Here is a 20,454-nt window from a genome sequence, read left to right as displayed (position 1 = left end):
ATTCTTTCGAGTATTTCGGTTCAAGGAAGAACCTGTTCAGACTGCCCCATATTCATAGTGACTCGATTTTGCTGAACTCGCTCTTTCTTCAAAAAGTCTTTTCCATAATCGCAAACACCTTTTGGAAAAATCTGCTTTAATCGAGTTAAATGCTCATTCATGTTCAAGTTACCGTATACACCTTTGGCGATTGCTTTTTCAACACTTTGCAGCTCACACTTGAACGTATCACCCGCAAGAGAGGCTCCGGCTTCGACTCGCGAGTTGGTATTCATTTTAAATCGTTGGCTGCAAAGGCCATTTGGTTTTGAATTCCACCGTCCATCCCAAACGGAATCCCCTGCAGCAATGACTTGACCAACGGTATTAAAGCATTTATCGACAGCTTCTTTCGGCTTTTCATTCGTTAACCCTGCACGACGCATTTCGATCCATTGATCCATTAAGCTAAGCATTTCTTTTAATGGAAAATAGGGCTTATCGCTGATCCAAATCACATGGTTATCGGTATGACCTTTAGCTCTCAAAATTCGTGATCGCGTCGCAAATGACGCCGACATATGGTGCATATCCACTTCATCTTCAAGGTAGTGACGAAAATCGATTACTGGAATATTGATATCTCCTTTAAAAACAAATCCATAACGATACGCTGCTTCAATCGCTTCAATATCCGCGCTGGCGCGAGGCGCTGGAGTGAAGCCACCATCGGGACTGCCATCCATATTGTGATGACTCCACATCGAAAATTTAGAGGCTCGAGAATTTCCCGCAATCATCCAGTAACGCACGGGAAGCATTTTTTCAGGAGGCTTCCAACTGCCAATCTGAGCATTTAATTCGAGAAATTGCTCAATTGAAATTTTGCGCGACGTTAGAGCATTTAAGCCATATTGTACTCCGACGTTATCCCAAGTTTGATTGGCAAATCCGGATACTCTTTGTCCCAACATATGCTGCAAGTTGGCCCAAATAGACCACTGCACCTGTTGTAAAACCTCAGGTGAGAAAAGTTTTTCATAGCGCAGTGCTCGTGGGTTATGGATCAATTGCGCTAATGGGCGCCAATGTTTGGCGCACTCAGTAATGCCTTCAGTTCTCCAATTTGGCCACCGTAAACTGGCCAGGCGCGCTAATATGTCCAGCTGATAAAATTGATTTTCTGCATCACTGTCAGCGGCAACCCCCTGAATCCACTGTCGGTTTTCGAACGTTTGCCAAAGCTCATTTTCACCATCAATTTTATCGAAGTAATACTCCAGTAAGTCGCAATCTAGGGCATAAATGGTTTGTGTAATCATATCCGGATAGGAATAAAGAGGAATGGCTCCATCTAGTAAGCCTGGGTGGTTTTGTGCCAATAAATATTGCTGAATGCCTCCCCCGGAAGCCCCTAATCCAAGCGTATACTTGGGTACACCATAACGTGCACTAAATTGACGTTTTACGCGTAATGCAGTGTCTTCTGAAAGTCGAATGTCGAAATGAGTAGCCGTTGCATTACCCGTAGAAAAAGCAACCGCGTACCCCTCCGTAAGCGGTACCGTAAGCCGCTTCAATAATCGATGCAGTTTTAATTTTCCCTGATCGTAACCAATGCCAACCCCACCGCCAAAAAAATAAATCAGTTTTTGATTCCAATTTTTTGTATCCACTCGGTCGGGTAAATCGTTTTCTCCTTTCAGTGCCATGATGGTATACAAAAAACGATTAATGGTTCCAACTTCAACTCGTACAATAAATGGTTTTTTCTGATTTCCTTGCGAAATCATCATCACCGATTCATTTTTATTCTGCCAAGGATAAAAGAGTCCGGACTCACTGTGCCTATAAAAGTAAACAACTTGTGTAGGTATAGAGCAATCCTTACTGTATCCAATAATTTCACCCTCTGCTTCCGGTTTATGCTTATACACAGGAATACCATAACCCTGATGGTTGTCCACCAGTGGCTGACCGAACCCCGAACGATAACTGCGGCAATAAAAGGGGTAAGTGAGCGGTCCAGCAAAAAGAGGTTGAATAGGCCCAACTTCTCCAACTTGAATTGGATAATGAAAAGGATCTTTAACATGCGTATTTAGCAAGTTATCTGAGCGATTCGCAGCGTACATCAATTGCGCTTCTTGTGTCGCTGGTATTCGTGTTATCTGCGGCTGAAATCGGCTGCCGTGACATGCCGCCAAACATAACAAAAGAGAGATAAAATAGGATACGCGGAGTGTTTGTGAAAACACTTTCCCCAACCATCTACTGCTCATGGTTTCCCCTCAGGAATTGTTGAAAAAATCTCGTTTCGACAAGAAAAGTATAGATGATGCTGATTAGCTTACCAGCTAGAAAACATAAAAAACAAATATCAAAAATGAAATCAATAAGTTACAAAATAATCCTTGTTTTAAATCTAAATTACTTCAATAAAGCCATTGAAAATCAAAACGTATTTTATGAGCCGTTAAGGCTTGTTCGCGTGAATATTCTCTAATATCTCTTTGATGTTATGTTTGATCGATTCAAACTCCTTTCGTCTATCATCCGATAACGAGAAGCAATCAATAAAGTGTTCAATTTGCTGTAAGTTATCGTTTGCTCCTTGTAATAGCCAATAAAATAAATGTTGTATTTCTGCAAGTTCTTGCACACATTCGTCGTAGTCATCTTCTTGTAAAGTTGCTAGCCATTGCACAATATCCGGACTGGTAACCCCTGAACGTTGAATGGTCGACAGTATTGAATAACAGGACTTTAATAATGTGCTAGCGATTGCATCACTTTCTATCGGATGTAATAGTCTGGACAAAGATTTTAGGTACTCTTGAATTTTTACAAAGGCACGACTACTATCACGCAAGTTTTGGCTTACCTGCAACAGGTGTTTTCTTTCAATGTTGTGATGTAAAGGCAACCCTCCACGGTGCAATAATTTTCGCGTCGCTTGAATAACTTCTACTGGAAAAGAGCGCAAATTGATGAGTAAATAAGGCGCGAACTCCATCAGTGTATGATTCATCTTAAGGAACAATCCCATCCGAATATCATAAATGACATTAGCGATTCCAAGAACCTGGCCCGTCACTGAAAGTCGATTTAGTTTCCGTTTGCGAGGAAAACCCATGCCATCACCGCGTTCATGATGCTCGGCAATAGCAATCAATGTGCTTTTTGAAAATAAAGAGCTGTTTTCAGCAATCATACGACTGATGAGCGGATGACTTTGATAAACCTGTAAGCCACTTTTATCATGAATCACATCTTCATTGACCAAATTCGGATCGATGTGCAATAACCCCAAATCTGAGAATAAGCTGGCATAAAAGATGTCGTCACCATAACTGAACTCACTGCCTAACTCATCGGTGACCATGCAGGAAAACCAACATATAAACAGTGATTTTTGGTAATGCTTGGGAAACCGCTGCTTCATAACCGTCAGTTTTTGCAGCAATACTCTTGGAAATTCTTTTATGGTAAACAAGTGCCTCAAACGTTGATCGTATTTCAAAGAATGATGCATATAATAACAGTCTGGAAATTGTCGTAGGTAATCTTCAATATCTTGAAAGATTTGGGACTGCGTTAATAAATTCCCTAGACCCAATACAGAGTCCAACGGCTTGCTGACTTTGTGTACTAATAATTTTTTAGAGACATTTTCATTAATCGGCGTTCCTTTAGCGACTAAAAGCACACCATTGTCATTAAAAATATCTTCAGCAACAGTAACCGAATTAGAACGACTTACTTCGCTTAAATGTTGCAAGTAATGTTCTTTAGGTTCTGTTTTCGCCGGTTCCATTTATCGACCACCAGTAAGTGAGCAGTAAATTTATGCGCGTTACTCAATTTAACAGTACTTTTAAATTCCCTTTACCTTTTCCATCATGGTGTTAAATCGGCTTTCTACCAACAAACCCTCACTCAATGGTAACGAATTATAGGTTCCTGCAATGAACTGCAGACGATCTTCAGGCTTAGGATGAGAGTTGAATAACATTTGTAGATCGGAGTCGTCTGCCGACAATGTTGCCAGTTTTTGTAACACGTGCGCCATTGCATAGGGATCGTATCCTGAACGAGCCAACAAGGTTACTGCGTGCGAATCGGCTTCAAACTCATCTTCTCGCTCGAGTCCTTTCGAATAGAGTTCGGTCGTGGTATTTATTAATTTTTCAGCAACTGCTTTATTCAAATAGAAGTCATCATTCACTGAATCTCCTTTGCGAGCTTGATATATATCCCCTGCGAACATAGTTAAGTCACCTACCAGACTCAAGCTGTCTGACTTTTCCATCGCTTTAAGGTAATGTTTGTCATTAACATGAGCAATTTCATGTGCCAGTACTGCCGCCAATTCAGCTTCGCTGGACAATAACTCCAACATTCCCGACGTTACAACCACATAACCACCGGGCATCGCGAAAGCATTAATGGCCTGAGTATCAACAACAGCAAATTGCCACAGCAAAGCGGGCCGTTCGGATTGCAACGCAATCCAATAACCAACTCGATTAACGTAACGTTGAAGCTCAAGGTTAGAATGCAATGACGCGGAACCTAAAATTATCGCCGTCATTTGCGCACCCATATTCGCTTCATCTTTTTCACTCACTTCATTGGTAGTAAATGCTTTTTTACCAATATCCACCGCTTTTCCTAAGTCAACACCTTGAATCACCAAGCCGCTGCATGCAGTGAGGAAAAGAATGCATATAACAACCATATATTTAGAAACATAAAAACTCATGAGCTACTCCTTTGCTTTGGCATATTCAACTTTTTTGGCATTAAGCTTTGCGGCTTTAGCAAATATTTTTGCTTGTGAAGGTGTGGCCGTATGCTGATACAGTTTACCCATACTGGCAAAGTCTGGTTTTGACTCTTTCAACAGTTTTTCATTGATCCCTCTTACACCGGTAGTGAGGGTCACATCGCTGTGTGGTTTTCGAGTGCTACTCAGTAAAGCGCCCAGTCCGCTTCGCCCCTCTTGGCTGGCGTGACTGTCAAACCTCAAATTAAACATTTTCACCCATCCCACTAAAGAAGACGTCATCACCTGATACCATCCACCTTGACGCGTTGTAACGCGAACCTGATCCGATTTTTTGAGTGTTGATAATATGTCGGACTGAAGTTGTGGTTTCTTATGGAGTTGACTGTCGCGCACCAGCTCTGCCGTCGTTTCGGCCAACAATGAAAGTGAAAATGGAATTGAAAGTGCGGCTATAAACGTGAACAGCACGAACTTAATTTTCATAACTGACTACCCTCCAAGCAAAATACTTGCACCGGCTTTTCCCGGCCTTTAACGTGAAATGACCCCATTGCTACCCATTCGAAATCACCGAGACAAGCGTTTTTACAATCCTCTGAAACCAATATGCGCGCTTTGTTTTTGGTTAACCCCTCAATACGACTGGCCAGATTTACAGTGTCGCCAATGACGGTATAATCGTATCGCTTATCAGAACCGATCATACCGACAACCGCTTCACCAGTATGTAGCCCTATACCAACATCAAAGTGACGTAATGACGCTGGTAACTGTTCTCGAAAACTAGCAAGGTTTTTAGACATCTCAATGGCTGCTTTTAAAGCCTTATCGGCTTGCTCAGGGTCGCTCATCGGAGCTCCCCAAAATGCCATCACGGCGTCACCAATAAATTTATCGAGTGTGCCACCATATTTAAATATAGTCTCAACTTGAGCAGAAAAGTACCGGTTTAACAATGCCACTATCTCACTGGCAGTATGCTGCTCCGAAAGTGTGGTAAACCCTCGAATATCTGAAAATAAAACCGTAACCTGACAACTTTTACTTTGCGTTGAAACTTCCAACTTTTGCTGCTCGATAAGTTGAGAGACCACTCGCGGATCGATAAATCGGCTGAAAAGGCCAATCAACTTCTGGCGCTGCATATACTCGCCAAAACCGCGAACAAGCGAAACGGTTAACAACGCTAAAAAGCCACTTAAACAAGAGTAAGCAATGGGAACAATCATTCCATTGGCCGCAAAATGATGGGACATAAACAACATCGTTGCATTTATCATTAATAATGTCGGCAAAAGTACGAAAATGATCATTCGGTATTGCCTGAATGCACTACCGAGTATAGTAAACAAAAATGCCAAAAGGGCTGTCACGATCAAAAGTTGTTCAGACTCCACCGTTTGGTAAAATCGGTTGAGCAGTAGATTATCCAGTGCGGTCGCTAATATCGCAACAGCGGGATAGTTTGGGCTGAGCGGTGTTGCCTGAGTATCAAAAAGCCCTAGAGCCGAGCTGCCAACGATCAGGATTTTTTTTTCTATCATCGCTCCATGTTGATTCGCATCGGGATGTTCCAAGTGAGCAAACAAATCAGAGTAACCAATACTCTCAAAAGGCATCATTTCCGAGCCCAGCCAGCGTAATCGTATTTTATTTTGTTCAGGCAACTCTGCGCCAAGATCGGAAGCGACCCGTGCGGGCAAACTGAGCCACTGCCAACCACTGAGATCGCGCCTCACATCATAATGACGTCCAATATCGTCAACATCTAAATCAAAGGTAATACTGCCTACTTTCCAGTACTCTGTCGGTATTATCCAAGGCAAGGTCAAGTGAGCTCGCGCTTCTTTTCGCCCACCTTTAACCATCTCAAGTTGCAGTGCATCTTGATAATCCGCGAGTCGAATTGGAGTAACTCGACGGCTCCCTGATTCTGCACCAGCTAGATAAACATTGTTTGTACTCGCGATCACTTCAGCAAAGTAGCGATCCGCTTCTGGTCGATAAACGTCTTGCTCAACAAATAAAACATCAAATACGATTGCTTTGGGTTGAAACACTTGAAGTTGCTCAATAACAAAGGCATGAATACTACGAGGCCAAGGCCACTTACCAGCAATAGACTCCATATCTTTTAAACTTTTATCATCAATATCCACGATAAGAATGTCTTTGTGAGGGATAAACTTATGCGACAAGTTTCGGACTAAGATATCGGACCAAACATAATTCACCGACACAGCAAAAGGTGTGAAATGCAGGTACATCAAAAGGCCGGTCAGTATCGATGCAGATAACCAGTGACGGGCGTAAATTTTTCTCAAGACTCCCCCGGGGATAAAGATCCAAGTTCTAAATTCTAAGTTCTAAGTTCTAAGTTCTAAGTTCTAAGTTCTAAGTTCTAAGTTCTAAGTTCTAAGTTCTAAAAATATTAAATATCGCTTTTCGTGATTTCCATACCTCGTTCATCGCTACTACATGCTACTTTTATCGACTTCAAAAGATTTTGACTCAATAAACAAATCAACCAGAGATTGATCCAGTTTTCCCTGTTCTGCCTCTCCTAATAGTATGTTTAATGCTTTTTCATGAGGCAGAGCAGCCTTATAAGGTCGATCCGCGGCCGTTAATGCATCATAGATATCAGCAATGGTCATCATTCGCGTTTGAACAGGAATTTCACTCGCCGTCAATCCAAAAGGATAGCCACTACCGTCGAGTTTTTCATGGTGGGCACTTGCAATAAAAGGTATATTTTGCAGATCCTGCGTCCAAGGGATGCGCTTTAAAAACTCCAATGTATGGTTAACATGAGACTGAATTTCATCGCGCTCTGGATCCGTTAAACTTCCTTTCGTCACCGAAAGCGCGAGAAACTCCTGTTCGGAAATCAGCTCATGAACCACGCCTTGAGATTCAAACTTGAGATTTTTCAGTTGAAGAAGTTTGTCAAAGTGATCTTGATGCAAAATACTCGGTTCGTTCGCTTCTTCAATAATCGATAAATAAAGCTCCAGTTGTTGAATGTGCTGCTCATGCTTTTGTAGATGTTGCTCGTACCAATCCCCCGCTTCACTGTTGTTTTCACGTTGATATTGAAATGCCAGTTCATAAAAATCGGCTCGCAGCTTTTCTCGAAACCATTTTAACCGAGAACGAACCAGTTCGAGCTCCAACGGATTGAGTTTTTTTGCTTTTTGTAAAATATGCTCTCTTACACCGACCTTCCCGAAATCATGTAGCAATGCAGCGTATCGAAGTTCTCGCATATCAGCGACGGTCAAAGCCTGTGACTTTAATATCGGGTGCCGCTCTAATTGTTGAGCCAAATTACAAGTGTATCCGGCGACTCGAAAAGAATGACCGCTGGTGATGGGATCTCGAGCTTCTATTGCGGTGACTGCAGCAGATACAAATCCTTCAAATAAATCTCGAATATTTTCTATTAATAAACTGTTATCGATCGCAACAGCCGATTGGCTGGCGAGTGCGACTAAAAGATCGCAAGTTTGTGGGTCAAACGCTTTGCCTTGGTGCTTTTCATTTTTTCGATTTAAAAATTGCAATATTCCAATGATTTCATCACTGTGATTTTTCATTGGTATCGTTAAAGCTTCACGAGTACGGTAATCGTAGGCACGGTCAAAGCTGTCATCAAATACATATGGCTCGTCGTCTTTAATAAAGTAAACATCTGGAATGTTCAGGAGCTTACCGGTTAAAGCAACATGCCCTGCCATAGACTTATGATTCAGTGGGTATCTCTTTTCCTGAAAGGGAATATCGAGCTTTTCATTTTGGAACAACATGAACTTAAGAAAGGGTTGCTTTTTGTCACTTCGGTCGACCAAATAAAGTGACGCCGCCTCACACTCCGACAATTTTCGCCCTTCGTCTAAAATCATCGTTAACAAGCTTGAAAGCTCTTTTTCAGACGACAGTGCAATGCCTATTTGCGTCATCTCTCGATTAAGTTGCTGTTGTTCACGTAATCGAATGGACTGCGTTGCGTATTTACCGATTAACTGAAGTAATTTTTGCCACTGGGCTTGATTAAAATCGAGATCAAAAATCCCATCACTGTACTCGCTAATTTCGCAGGTAAATATTAGCCCGTCAAAGGAGAGTTTTGCGAGATCAGGAACGAAATCAGCGTCGCAATCAATGATCAACGCCATCACCTGATGAAGGTTATGGGTATTCTGGTCAAACAACTGGCAGACCTGGCCCTTACCCATCATCGGCTGGATCAGTTTACGGATCTCTTTTGAATTAGTAGCTATCTTCCAGTGCGACACTTATAGCTCCACCTTTAGCATGTTGACTATCGGGTTCTCTGGAAAGATCGGATGCGCTTATGCTTTTGGCCAGAACTCGCCTAAGATAAAAACCGACAAACTTATTGTAAGCCACGAAATCGCAAATTGCGTAATTTTAAGGCGAGACTCATTATCTCATATTGAAATAAAAAACTTGATATTCAGATCGAAAAGGAAAACCATTGGCAAAAACTCAGCCTAAAATGCCCAATTTCGCCAATGCTCAGTGGATAAGGTTAAGAAACGTTTTCGCCAGTAGGCAAACCAAGGGCTGTTCTGCCTTTTTCAGACCGAAGAAAACCGCGCACACCAATAAAGAAAAGGATTAAAAATAAAGTGAAAAGTAAAGTTAACACACCGCTCACAGTAACCGATGCGGTGCCAAGAGAAAGCATCAGCCGCAATCCTTGCAGCAACGCCAATACGTATAATAGCACGAGCGAAAAACCATAAAGTCTTCCCAATCGAGCGAGTAGAGTGATCTGAAGCAGAACAATACCACCAAAAGTGACCAAATCTATCCAAAGTAAATGATTGGCGCCCATTCCGACCTGGTAATAACCGAAAAGTCCTAGCCCGGAAATCAGCATTAATACCCAGTTCACTCGAGTTACAATTGTCATGCAATTTTCTCTACTTTAGCTCATGTTTTAAATCGAGTTTATCTCGCTTAACCTTGTGGTCTCATATGTGGAAACAGGATCACATCTTTGATAGTTGGAGAGTCAGTAAACAACATGACCAATCGGTCGATACCGATACCTTCACCCGCCGTAGGCGGTAAACCGAATTCTAAAGCTTGAATATAATCTTCATCGTAGTGCATCGCTTCGTCATCGCCCGACTCTTTTTCTTCAACCTGCTTACGAAATCGAGCGGCTTGATCTTCGGCATCATTTAACTCCGAAAAGCCATTTGCCAATTCTCGGCCGCCAACAAAAAACTCGAAGCGATCGGTAACAAACGGATTTCGATCGTTGCGCCTTGCTAGTGGAGAAACTTCCCAGGGATATTCCGTAATAAAAGTAGGTTGGATGAGCTTATGCTCTGCGGTCGCCTCAAATATTTCAGTTAAGTATTTGCCGGCCCCCCATACATTATTCTCTGGAATTTTTACCCCAACCTGTTTGGCATAAGCAATCAATGACTCCAAATTTTGATCGGGTTGCTCAAAAACTTTGGTATCAAATTCGGGGTTGTATTCCAAAATGGCTTCGACCATCGTCATTCGAGTAAACGGCTTACCAAAATCGTACTCGATTGTTTCAATGACTTCACCTTCTTCATTTTTTAAGTGATTGGTAACGACCGTTGTACCCAAAATATCTTGGGTTAACGTTCGTAACATGTCTTCCGTGAGATCCATCAGATCGTTGTAATTGGCATAAGCCTGATAGAATTCCAGCATCGTAAACTCGGGGTTATGGCGAGTCGACAAGCCTTCATTTCGGAAATTACGATTAATTTCAAACACACGCTCAAATCCGCCAACCACTAATCGTTTTAGATAAAGTTCGGGGGCGATTCGCAGAAACATTTCGATGTCCATTGCATTATGAAAAGTGACGAAAGGTCGTGCCGTTGCACCACCCGGTATCACTTGCAACATCGGTGTTTCAACTTCCATAAAGTCTCGGTCAGAGAGGTATTTACGAATGCCTTCGACCACTTTACTGCGTATCAAAAAATCCTGTCGTGTTTTTTGGTTTGTGATCAGGTCCACATAGCGCTGTCGATACTTTAGCTCCTGATCTTTTAGGCCCGCGAATTTGTCAGGCAACGGTCGTAGCGATTTTGTTAATAACTGGTACTCTTCCATCGCAACAAAAAGATCGCCCTTTCCTGAGCGCTTAAGGGTCCCTTTTACACCGATAATATCGCCAATATCCAGCTCACCCCAACGCTCTTTAATCTCTTTTTGCACCTCCTTGCCGGAGTAGGCTTGTATTTGACCTTTCATATCCTGAACAACATAAAAAGGACCACGTTTCGCCATGACTCTGCCGGCAACACTGACCACTTTGTTGAGATCCGTTAATTCGTCTTTCGATACAGACTCAAACTCTCGTTGTAAGTCACCACTGTAATGTTCACGGCGAAAATCATTTGGGTGTGCGTTAGCCGGGCAATTTTTGCGAATTTGCTCTAATTTACTGCGACGTTCAGCAATCAGCTTGTTCTCGTCTTGAAGGATTTGTTCGGTCATTCTTTCTCTCAATGTATCAATCAAGTTTATAGGCCGGCTTTTAAACTGGCTTCAATAAAAGGATCCAGTTCACCATCCAGTACGGCTTGGGTGTTACGGTTTTCAACACCCGTTCTTAAATCTTTAATGCGAGCATCGTCCAAAACATAGGAACGAATCTGACTGCCCCATCCAATATCCGATTTGGACTCCTCCATCGCCTGCTTCTCTTCATTCTGCTTCATTACTTCCAGTTCATGCAATTTCGCTTTTAACAGTTTCATTGCCTGATCTTTATTTTTATGCTGAGAACGATCATTTTGACACTGAACGACCGTATTGGTCGGTAAGTGTGTGATACGAACGGCCGAGTCGGTTTTGTTAACGTGCTGACCGCCAGCACCGCTGGCACGATAGGTATCAATGCGCAAATCCGATGGATTAATATCGACTTCAATATCTTCATCAACCTCAGGATAAATAAAAGCCGAAGCGAAAGAAGTATGTCGCCGGTTGCCTGAGTCGAAAGGTGACTTACGAACCAGACGATGAACACCGGTTTCAGTACGTAGCCAACCGTACGCGTATTCTCCGCCAAAGCGAATAGTAGCACTTTTGATCCCGGCTACATCACCTTCGGAAACTTCAATCAACTCCGTTTTAAAACCTTTCGCTTCACCCCATCGTAGATACATTCGTAGCAACATATTCGCCCAGTCTTGAGCTTCGGTTCCACCAGAGCCCGCCTGAATGTCCAAATAACAGTCAGAAGCATCGTTAACCCCAGCAAACATACGACGAAACTCCAGTGTCGCCAGCTGACCTTCCAGCTCGTTAAGCTCTCGCTCTACTTCGAGCACGCTGTCTTCATCGTTTTCTTCGATGGCCAGGTCTAATAAATCGGAACTGTCCGTAAGCCCTTGTTGGAGTTGATTAAAAGTATTAACGATGAGCTCCAAAGATGAACGTTCTTTCCCTAGCGCTTGAGCTTTCTCAGGCTCATTCCAGACGGAAGGGTCTTCCAGTTCACGCTCAACTTCGACTAATCGTTCTTGTTTGGTTTCGAAGTCAAAGATACCCCCTGAGTTCAAGGTTACGAGCACTTAAGTCTTTGATTTTTTCTCGAATCGCGTTAATTTCAATCATAATACTGCTAACCGGTCACTTTTATTGAGGTCGAAAAGGCGCTATTGTACAAAAACGCTCCCGATTTAAACAGTGGAATATAGTGATTGGCTATAGCGATGAAAAATCCCTTGTCTCACTTCGGTTAGGCGCCCGGCTTCGGAGTAACTCCATGATGCGACGTTCAACGACTTTCTTGCTTTGTGTATCACTTGTGTTTGCCAGCAGCTGTTCTGTTTATTCGATAAAGGAAGTGGATCAGCAACTCAGCCAATATCAAGGCCTCTCTTTACATCAATTAATTTCACTCTGGGGTGTACCCAATCGCCAATTCGAGTCCAATGGAGAACTCTATGTCGAATGGACAAAGAAGGAACATAGCGACAGTCAATCTAGACTTTCTATAGGAACATCAACAGGTGGCCGCGGTTCATTTCTAGGCTTAGGGTTTTCAATTCCTCTAGATTCCGACAATGATGTGTGCATACTTCGCGCCAATACCGATGAAAATAAAGAAGAAGTCAAAGCGTTACAATGGCAAGGTAATAAAAATTTTTGTGGCGAGTTATTGGCGCAACAAACTAAAAAAGATAAAACGAATTAAAGCATTTTTTTTAATACCTTCATTTTCGACGCGTTAAACGTTAAGTTGTAGCGTATTAACTTTCATTTGGTTATCTCAGTTACAGAACATTACAAAACCTTCTTTTTGACACACTCGGTTACAGCTCTTCAATGTAATTTTCGAAAGATAGTCCCATAATAAAAACACCCATAGTTTCATCTTGGGCTTCTTCCAGTTTGTTCCGGTTTGAGAATCAGGAGTCTGCAATGAAAAAGCTAGCTGCCACTTTAATTTTAGTATCGTCTGGATCGCTTTTTGCGAGTGATATGGTTAATTATTCTGTAGAGGAATATTGTGAGATTAAAGATCAACATTCAAGTTCTATCGTCCATAAAGGCTTAGTCAAAGCCTATGAAAAAAAGCTTGGTTTTAGACCTTCACGAGCGCAATGCCAAGATGTAAAAGTTTTAAAAATGATCGGATTCAAAGCCAATAAAAAAGATTGGAACTTTTTCCATAACAAACCTTATAAAGGTTCTGCTATTCGGCTAAGTAGCAGTCAAGTTAAAAAGTTAAAAAAGCTTAAAGCATCGTCTTCTGATTTACTCCAAGTCTATACCAGTAATGACAAATAATTAGTCATTTGCATGAACCGACACCAGTTGCTCAATTAACAATTGTAAACTGGTGTCGCCTTTAAACTCATTCACTCCCAATTTATACACCAATTGAACATTGGTTAAATCGGTTCGCAATACCTGCTCCGGTGCGAAAAAATAGATGCCTTCACATTCTATACCGCTCGTCGTATGCCGCAAATTCAGTTTCAGATGTTTTTCAGCCAAGACTCTTTGATTGATAACCAGAAACTCACCGTCAAACAAAGGCTCTGGGAACTGCTGTCCCCAAGGTCCGGATTGCTGAATATTAATTGCCGTAGAAAGGTGCAGCTCATCGGCTTGAAGTTCCCCATCGGTTAAAATCTGATCTTCAATAGAGTCATTACCGAGCCAAGCTTTAACTTCCCGCTCAAAACACTCTTGAAATAAAGGCAAATGCTCCTTTTTAATGCTCAGCCCTGCTGCCATGGCGTGCCCACCAAACTTACTCAACAGAAAAGAGTGTTTCGCAGCCAAGTTTGCCAGCACATCACGCAGGTGAATTCCAGAAATACTGCGACCAGAGCCTTTCAAGTTTTGTTCGTCTTCTTGAGCAAACGCAATAACAGGGCGGTTCATTTTTTCTTTAATGCGAGATGCCACCAACCCAACAACGCCTTGGTGCCAAGACTCATCAAACAAGCAAATGGCATGGGGCCTACTTTCAACTAAATCTCCTACTTTTCGATTCAGGCTGTCCATTGCATCTTGCACCATATCTTGTTCAATTTCTCGGCGGTATTGATTCAAACTATCCAACTCATACGCTAAAGGCATTGCTAGATTTTCTGTTGTGGCTAACAAGCACTCAATGCCAACAGACATATCCTCCAACCGACCCGCAGCATTGAGCCTCGGTCCTACCGCAAACCCCAAGTCGCTGGCTTGCACATTAGCTATATTGCGCTTTGCAGCCTGCAATAAAAGCTTGATACCTGGTCGACAATTTCCAGCGCGAATACGTTCTAATCCTTGAGCAACCAAAATTCGATTATTACTGTCTAACGGCACAACATCGGCAACGGTCCCTAAAGCCACAATGTCTAGCCACTCTGCAAGGTTAGGCTCTCGAATGTTTTGCTCATTAAAAAACTGCTTTTCCCGTAAATGCGCTCTCAATGCAATTAATAGGTAAAACGCGACCCCAACTCCCGCAAGTGACTTACTGGGAAATTCATCACCTGGTAAATTTGGATTCACAATGACTTCGGCATCAGGCAGTGTTTCTGCGGGTAAATGGTGATCGGTGATCAAAACACGAATCCCCAACTCCCGAGCACGCGCAACGCCATCATGATTGCAAATACCATTGTCAACAGTAATGATCCAATCTGGCGTCTGCTTTGCTACTTCTTCGACAATCGCTACCGATAATCCATAACCGTACTCGAAGCGATTGGGTACCACATACGACAGTTGTTTTAATCCCATTTGAGGTAACGCAAGCATTAACAGAGTTGTGCTAGTCGCACCGTCAGCATCAAAGTCACCCACAATAATAACTTTTTGCTGCAACCGGATCATTTGCTCCAATGCTTCCGTGGCCAAGTCAATATTTTTTAACAGGCGATAATCGGCTAAGGCTTTTAGTCGCGTATCCATTTGCGATGGAGTTCGTATTTGACGAGCGGCTAAAATACGCTGCAATAATGGCGAGTACTCACTTAACGCTTCTGGTATCTCTTCTATTTGGCGCCGAACAATTGTTTTTTCTAACATTTTTACCTTCAATTAAGGCGTTAAACTCTCAAGTCCCAATTTGAAATATAGTATAAGTAAAATGAAACCAACTGTCATATTGTCGAGAGTACCTAAATCCTGTAAGAAGGTAATAAATATACCTATCGTTTATTAAGCTACAAGGAATCCTAATAAAAGTTCCCAATCTGTAAAAAGTTATTCACACACGCCACGCCGAACAGTTAAAACAACCCGCACCGGCATTATGCAGATGAAGGTAATCTACTGCGGAGTTTTTAAATAGATTTTCAATTGCTAACGATAGTTTTTTACCCGACACCACAGCAGCATCTATCATCAAATGCTGAGCATCATACGCACGGATCGATAGGGTTCTGTGCTCTAACATCATAGGCACTTCATTCACTTCAAGTTGTGCTTGTACAGCTTGTTGGCGTACAAATATAGGACCGGAGGAACGATAGGGCGAAGAAACATTGTGATGGCAAAAAGGTAACAATAGAACTTTTTCACCGACTTCAGCATCAACCAGAGAAACGCGACAAGGAAAACCTGGCTTGCTGTTTACCGTTATAAAACGGGCGTTGTGTTGTTTAAGTTGTTTGTCATTCAATGCAATTAGTGGCTTGAATGGCTCTATGGTCAATGCTTTGATAATAAAGTTATTGGACATACTTTGTCTCGATGAGTAAAAATCCAATCCATTTTAATTAATCGGTACGGTTTGTACTGGCTGTATTCGGAAGTTAAACTTAAGAAGTGACACTTTAGCAGTTGCTACGCGTCAATAGCGGCATAAAGTTGGGTCGAATAGAAAACTTTTTGCGAATTAAGCTTTGTTGATAAAAATTTCATAACAAAAGAAAACCAATAATCAACAACCAACTATTAAAACCGCACGATGGATACTCGACGAAATTACCTTGCAGGATCGTGAAGCGATTTTCAACTAATTTTCGGACGAATAGGTGGTTGAATATTACGATTTACGGGTATTAATCCACCTTGAACAGGCTGAAGAACTCATACATCTTTTTAAAACTCGCCAGCAATCCGGTGAAGGTATTCGTTGGGCCATACGCTTGCACAAGGATAATCGTTTGATCGGCACTTTCGGTTTTAATAGTTGGAGTAAAACTATGAAAAACGCGCATATCGGTTACGATCTTCACCCCGATTTTTGGAGCCATGGATATGCCAAAGAAACGGTTTCGGCAATTATTACGCAGGCTTTTGCTGACTCTTTGGCTTGCGGTAGATTACATCGAATACAAGCGGATACGGTTCCCGGTAATGAACGTTCAGAAAGTCTGCTTAAAAAATTGTGATTTAAAGAAGAAGGATTGCGTCGAGAGTGTGGATACTGGAAAGGATTATTTCACGACTTAAAATGCTTTGGTTTGCTACGACAGGAATTTATTCCACCAGACTCTCAGGTTGCGTAGTTGCAACCTGAGAACGAAGCAGAAAGGCTTATTTCTTCACTTTTCGCTTTTTCTTATCACTACTGGTTTTCTTATTACTATCGGTTTTCTTATCGCTACTGGAACGACGAGGACTCGCGGCATTTGATTTTTTGCCACGACTTTTTTTATTTTTACCGAACGGTTTATCACCGCCTTTTAAGTAATCTTTCGCCAGTTCAATGTTTAAAGCCTGTCCGCACACTCTGGCCTTTCTAAGAATATGCAAGACTTCTCCTGGTATTTCTTCGGGTAAGTCAACCGTAGTTACGTCATCAAACAATTTAATGTTTCCTATGTATTTACTGCTGATATCCGCCTCGTTAGCGATGGCACCGACGATGTTTTTGGGTGTAACACCATGTGTTCGACCAACATGTATCACATAGCGTTGTAAACGAACATCCGGCATTCCTTTAAGCGATTCAGCCTGAGTGCTGACCGGTGCAATGCCGCGTTTTTTACTGCCGCCTTCTCGCGGCTCACGCCCACCTTTTTCAAAGTCCGGAATTTCTGGCAACGCGTCCAGCAATAGTGGCTTGTCTTTAAATAATAAGCTGGCCATCGCGGCTGCAATGTCTGCGCCGCTTTGATTGTGTTCACTTTGAATTTGCTCAATGATATTAAGGTAATTCTGATGTTCGCCGGCTATAATTTGCTGCTGCACTTCTTCAAAAAATCGACGAGTACGCTCATCATTGATCACTTCGACAGACGGCAAACTCATGCGCTCAATTTGAGTGGAATTATTGCGTTCTATCATTCGCAATAGATGACGTTCGCGTGGCGTCACAAATAAAATCGCTTTACCCGCTCGCCCTGCACGACCAGTACGACCTATTCGATGTACATAGGACTCAGAATCGTATGGGATATCGTAATTAATGACGTGAGAAATACGTTCAACATCCAGACCGCGGGCGGCAACATCGGTAGCGATTATGATATCGATTTTGCCGTCTTTCAGTTGCTGCACCATTTGTTCACGTTGCTTTTGTTGCATGTCTCCGTGAATTGCTTCGGCGGAGAAACCACGCGCAGTCAGTTTACTTGCTAATTCATCACAACTGCTTTTGGTGCGCATAAAAATGATAACAGCATCGAAGTTTTCACTTTCCAATACACGCGTCAATGCTTCTAGTTTGTAGTTTTGAGTGACGGTTATAAATTGCTGATTAATAGTGCTGGCGGTACGCGCTTTACTTTCGATTTGAATATGTTGTGGATCTTTTAAAAAGGTTTGCGCTACTTTTTTGATTGGTTTTGGCATCGTCGCAGAAAACAATGCAATTTGTCGATGCTCTGGCGTATGTTCCAATATCCATTCAACATCATCAATAAACCCCATTCGCAACATTTCGTCGGCTTCATCCAGCACCAGAGTTTTTAAATGATCCCACTTCAGTGAGCCTCGACGCATATGATCCATAATACGCCCCGGTGTTCCTACCACAACGTGAACACCCCGATCTAACTGACGTAATTGTGGCGGATATGGCTGACCACCGTAAATGGGCAACACTCGAAATCCTTTAATATTTTTTGCGTATTCGGTGAATGCTTCTGCTACTTGAATGGCTAATTCACGTGTCGGACAAATAACACAAACTTGTGGCTGCATTAAATTAACATCCACTTTTGCGAGCGTAGGTAAAGCGAAAGCGGCCGTTTTTCCAGTACCGGTTTGCGCCTGACCAATTAAGTCGCCGCCTTGTTGCAATAATGGAATACATTGCGCTTGGATAGGGGAAGGTGTTTCATAACCAATTGTTTTTAAAGCCGATAAAATAGACTCGGGCAAAGAAAGCTGATCAAAGTTCAGCACTGTATCTGATGACATAAAAAAGGAATTTCCAAATTAAAGAAGGTAAAAACAGGAGAGCCTATGGCATTTAGGATCGTTCAATGGGTGCATAGTATAGTTGATTGTGTACATATAAGATACAATTTTACCGAAAGCTTGCGAGAATCGAATCGCTTACCCCAATATTTTGCCTTGAAACAACCACCCGTTCAAAATCGGCACGGTGATAAAGGCAAGCAATAGCCCATACCCAACGATGGCAGACGCCAGACGAGGCTTGATATTGTGAGCAATCAATAAAGCAGCCGCAGATATCATCGGTCCCATCGCTGACTCCAATACCAGAGTTTGAAATATCAACTCAGGTAACTCAACATTCAATAAAATCCACCAAAGCAACAGCGGGATCAGTAACAGTTTGATTGCCAAGCCCCAAATGACCACCGAACGATCCTCAGCAAACAGCTTAAATTGCCACTGAAACCCAATGCCCACCATCACTACCGGTACCAATGTCGTCCCCAGTACGCGCACTGTGTCTATCCAAGCCCCTGAGACCTCATAATGATTTAGGGACAGCGCCAGCATGAGCGCTAAAAAGGGTGGAAAAGTCACTATTTTCTTCAATATATCGCGCCAGTTAAACGCCTGCTCACTGTGTAGTGCCAAAATTAGCGTGCCGTAACTGGCCAGCGCTAAAAAACTGCCCAATTGATCGTATAAAATAGCGATACCGATCGCCTCTGCGCCGATCAGTGCATTCACCAATGGTATGCCCACAAAAGAAGTATTACCCAGCGGCACTAACAGCAACAACACGCAACGGGTTGCTTTCGACCAGCGCAACCGTCGAGCGAGCAGCCATACCAGTAATGCAGAAAACAACAGACAAGCCCAGGCGGTTGCTGCCGGCCATAATACTGTTATCGACAAACTGAGCCGAGGCACGTTTGCCAGAATCAGCGCTGGCAGTGCAATCCAAATCGCATACAGGTTAAGCACTTGAGCACTGTTGTCAGGAAGCTGTCGACTTCGCTTTAATAACATTCCAGCGATTAGCGAAACCGCGATTACGCCAAATTCGGTCATAAGTTGCCACGATATTGGTAATTAACGCGTATAATAATGGAATAGCGTCCTTTTTCCGAATTACCCTTGTTTTAATCTATGTCTGACGAACGTTTATTGCACGATACCGAACAAAGTTCGCATGAACAGGAAGGTGTCATTAAATTCACTCTCGACTTCACCGAATGCGACGCCATTCACCCCGCCTGGATCGCACAATTTAATGCGTGGCGACACATTCACCATCGATTACAGTTTATTGGTCAGTCAAATCAACGGTACATGGGTTTTGGCTACGGAAATATCAGCATGCGCCAGCCCGGGGAACCCGAGCATTTTATAATTACCGGAACTCAAACCAGCCAAGCGGAATTTTTAAACACCAATGATTTTGCATTAATTACCGAGTGCCATCCCGAGCAAAACTTTATAAAAGCACAAGGTCACTGCAAACCGTCATCGGAAGCCATGACTCACGGCCAACTGTACCAACTGAGTGACAACATACATTGTGTAGTGCACGCACATTGCCCGGAAATATGGAACTGTTCCGAACAATTACAATTGCCATGCACAAGAGCCGAAATTCCTTACGGTACACCGTTAATGGCGCAAGAAGTTGAACGCTTGTTTAACGAAACAACGGTGTTACGAAAGCGCATTTTCACTATGGCCGGGCATGAAGACGGTGTGATTGGTTTCGGCCGAAACTTTTTCGAAGCAAGCATTGTACTGATTGATCATTTAGCGCGTGCTTTGGAGCTTCGAGAGACGTAAACAATATAAGAGTCGCA

At 42.6% G+C, this 20,454-nt stretch carries 17 protein-coding genes; 4 read left to right on the top strand and 13 right to left on the bottom strand.

The genetic code is table 11. The annotated features are described in order from the left end of the window. Positions 1–20: 20 nt before the first annotated feature. The 9 genes from ACTUJY_RS05595 to prfB form a co-directional block, all read right to left on the bottom strand. A complete protein-coding gene (locus ACTUJY_RS05595; RefSeq protein ID WP_463615079.1) occupies positions 21–2,261 on the bottom strand; it encodes a DUF6351 family protein in 2,241 nt (746 codons plus the stop codon). A gap of 194 nt (positions 2,262–2,455) precedes the next feature. After that, on the bottom strand, positions 2,456–3,796 hold the full coding sequence (locus ACTUJY_RS05590; RefSeq protein ID WP_463615078.1) for an HD-GYP domain-containing protein: 1,341 nt from the start codon (positions 3,794–3,796) through the stop codon (positions 2,456–2,458). A gap of 60 nt (positions 3,797–3,856) precedes the next feature. Continuing rightward, entirely contained in the window at positions 3,857–4,744 is an 888-nt protein-coding gene (locus ACTUJY_RS05585; RefSeq protein ID WP_463615077.1) for a M48 family metalloprotease, read from the bottom strand. 3 nt (positions 4,745–4,747) lie between these two features. After that, positions 4,748–5,254 carry an SH3 domain-containing protein gene (locus ACTUJY_RS05580; RefSeq protein ID WP_463615076.1) on the bottom strand — a complete coding sequence of 169 codons (507 nt, stop codon included), beginning with the start codon at positions 5,252–5,254 and terminating at the stop codon, positions 4,748–4,750. Next, positions 5,251–7,095 (bottom strand): CHASE2 domain-containing protein, encoded by a 1,845-nt coding sequence (locus ACTUJY_RS05575; protein ID WP_463615075.1) that lies wholly within the window; start codon positions 7,093–7,095, stop codon positions 5,251–5,253. The genes ACTUJY_RS05580 and ACTUJY_RS05575 overlap by 4 nt, the downstream gene beginning before the upstream one ends. A gap of 150 nt (positions 7,096–7,245) precedes the next feature. Then, on the bottom strand, positions 7,246–9,069 hold the full coding sequence (locus tag ACTUJY_RS05570; protein WP_463615074.1) for a GAF and HD-GYP domain-containing protein: 1,824 nt from the start codon (positions 9,067–9,069) through the stop codon (positions 7,246–7,248). 257 nt (positions 9,070–9,326) lie between these two features. Then, on the bottom strand, positions 9,327–9,713 hold the full coding sequence (locus tag ACTUJY_RS05565; protein ID WP_463615073.1) for a hypothetical protein: 387 nt from the start codon (positions 9,711–9,713) through the stop codon (positions 9,327–9,329). Between the two features lie 47 nt (positions 9,714–9,760). After that, the gene (lysS, locus tag ACTUJY_RS05560; protein ID WP_463615072.1) at positions 9,761–11,296 is read right to left on the bottom strand and encodes a lysine--tRNA ligase; all 1,536 of its coding nucleotides are present in this window, start codon (positions 11,294–11,296) and stop codon (positions 9,761–9,763) included. A gap of 26 nt (positions 11,297–11,322) precedes the next feature. Then, positions 11,323–12,421, bottom strand: a protein-coding gene (gene prfB / locus ACTUJY_RS05555) for a peptide chain release factor 2 (protein ID WP_463615071.1) whose coding sequence is annotated in 2 segments (ribosomal slippage) — positions 11,323–12,345 and positions 12,347–12,421 — 1,098 coding nt in all. Because the reading frame shifts where the segments join, the coding sequence is not laid out codon by codon here. Positions 12,422–12,572: 151 nt separating this feature from the next. Here prfB and ACTUJY_RS05550 point away from each other — a divergent pair. Both ACTUJY_RS05550 and ACTUJY_RS05545 read left to right on the top strand, forming a co-directional pair. Beyond that, positions 12,573–13,004 carry a hypothetical protein gene (locus ACTUJY_RS05550; RefSeq protein ID WP_463615070.1) on the top strand — a complete coding sequence of 144 codons (432 nt, stop codon included), beginning with the start codon at positions 12,573–12,575 and terminating at the stop codon, positions 13,002–13,004. Positions 13,005–13,231: 227 nt separating this feature from the next. Further along, on the top strand, positions 13,232–13,600 hold the full coding sequence (locus ACTUJY_RS05545) for a hypothetical protein (protein WP_463615069.1): 369 nt from the start codon (positions 13,232–13,234) through the stop codon (positions 13,598–13,600). Here the strand turns inward: ACTUJY_RS05545 and recJ are convergent, their stop codons facing one another. Together recJ and ACTUJY_RS05535 are read right to left on the bottom strand one after the other, a co-directional pair. Next, positions 13,601–15,343, bottom strand: a complete 1,743-nt coding sequence (gene recJ, locus ACTUJY_RS05540) for a single-stranded-DNA-specific exonuclease RecJ (RefSeq protein WP_463615068.1) — start codon at positions 15,341–15,343, stop codon at positions 13,601–13,603. Between the two features lie 181 nt (positions 15,344–15,524). Beyond that, complete coding sequence (locus tag ACTUJY_RS05535) at positions 15,525–15,998, bottom strand: DUF1203 domain-containing protein (RefSeq protein WP_463615067.1); 474 nt, start codon at positions 15,996–15,998, stop codon at positions 15,525–15,527. 295 nt (positions 15,999–16,293) lie between these two features. Between ACTUJY_RS05535 and ACTUJY_RS05530 the strand changes: the two genes are divergently transcribed. Beyond that, positions 16,294–16,653, top strand: coding sequence for a GNAT family N-acetyltransferase (locus tag ACTUJY_RS05530; protein WP_463615066.1), 360 nt, complete (start codon positions 16,294–16,296; stop codon positions 16,651–16,653). Between the two features lie 145 nt (positions 16,654–16,798). Here the strand turns inward: ACTUJY_RS05530 and ACTUJY_RS05525 are convergent, their stop codons facing one another. Both ACTUJY_RS05525 and ACTUJY_RS05520 read right to left on the bottom strand, forming a co-directional pair. After that, positions 16,799–18,628, bottom strand: a complete 1,830-nt coding sequence (locus tag ACTUJY_RS05525; protein WP_463615065.1) for a DEAD/DEAH box helicase — start codon at positions 18,626–18,628, stop codon at positions 16,799–16,801. Between the two features lie 138 nt (positions 18,629–18,766). Continuing rightward, positions 18,767–19,681 carry an AEC family transporter gene (locus ACTUJY_RS05520; RefSeq protein WP_463615064.1) on the bottom strand — a complete coding sequence of 305 codons (915 nt, stop codon included), beginning with the start codon at positions 19,679–19,681 and terminating at the stop codon, positions 18,767–18,769. 78 nt (positions 19,682–19,759) lie between these two features. Here ACTUJY_RS05520 and ACTUJY_RS05515 point away from each other — a divergent pair, with 78 nt between their 5' ends. After that, complete coding sequence (locus ACTUJY_RS05515; protein ID WP_463615063.1) at positions 19,760–20,437, top strand: class II aldolase/adducin family protein; 678 nt, start codon at positions 19,760–19,762, stop codon at positions 20,435–20,437. The last annotated feature ends 17 nt before the right edge of the window (positions 20,438–20,454 follow it).

This window comes from Pleionea sp. WD8-19, from assembly GCF_055326765.1.
Note: the sequence above shows the minus strand (reverse complement) of the source record. Positions and strands in the feature narration are given on the sequence as shown.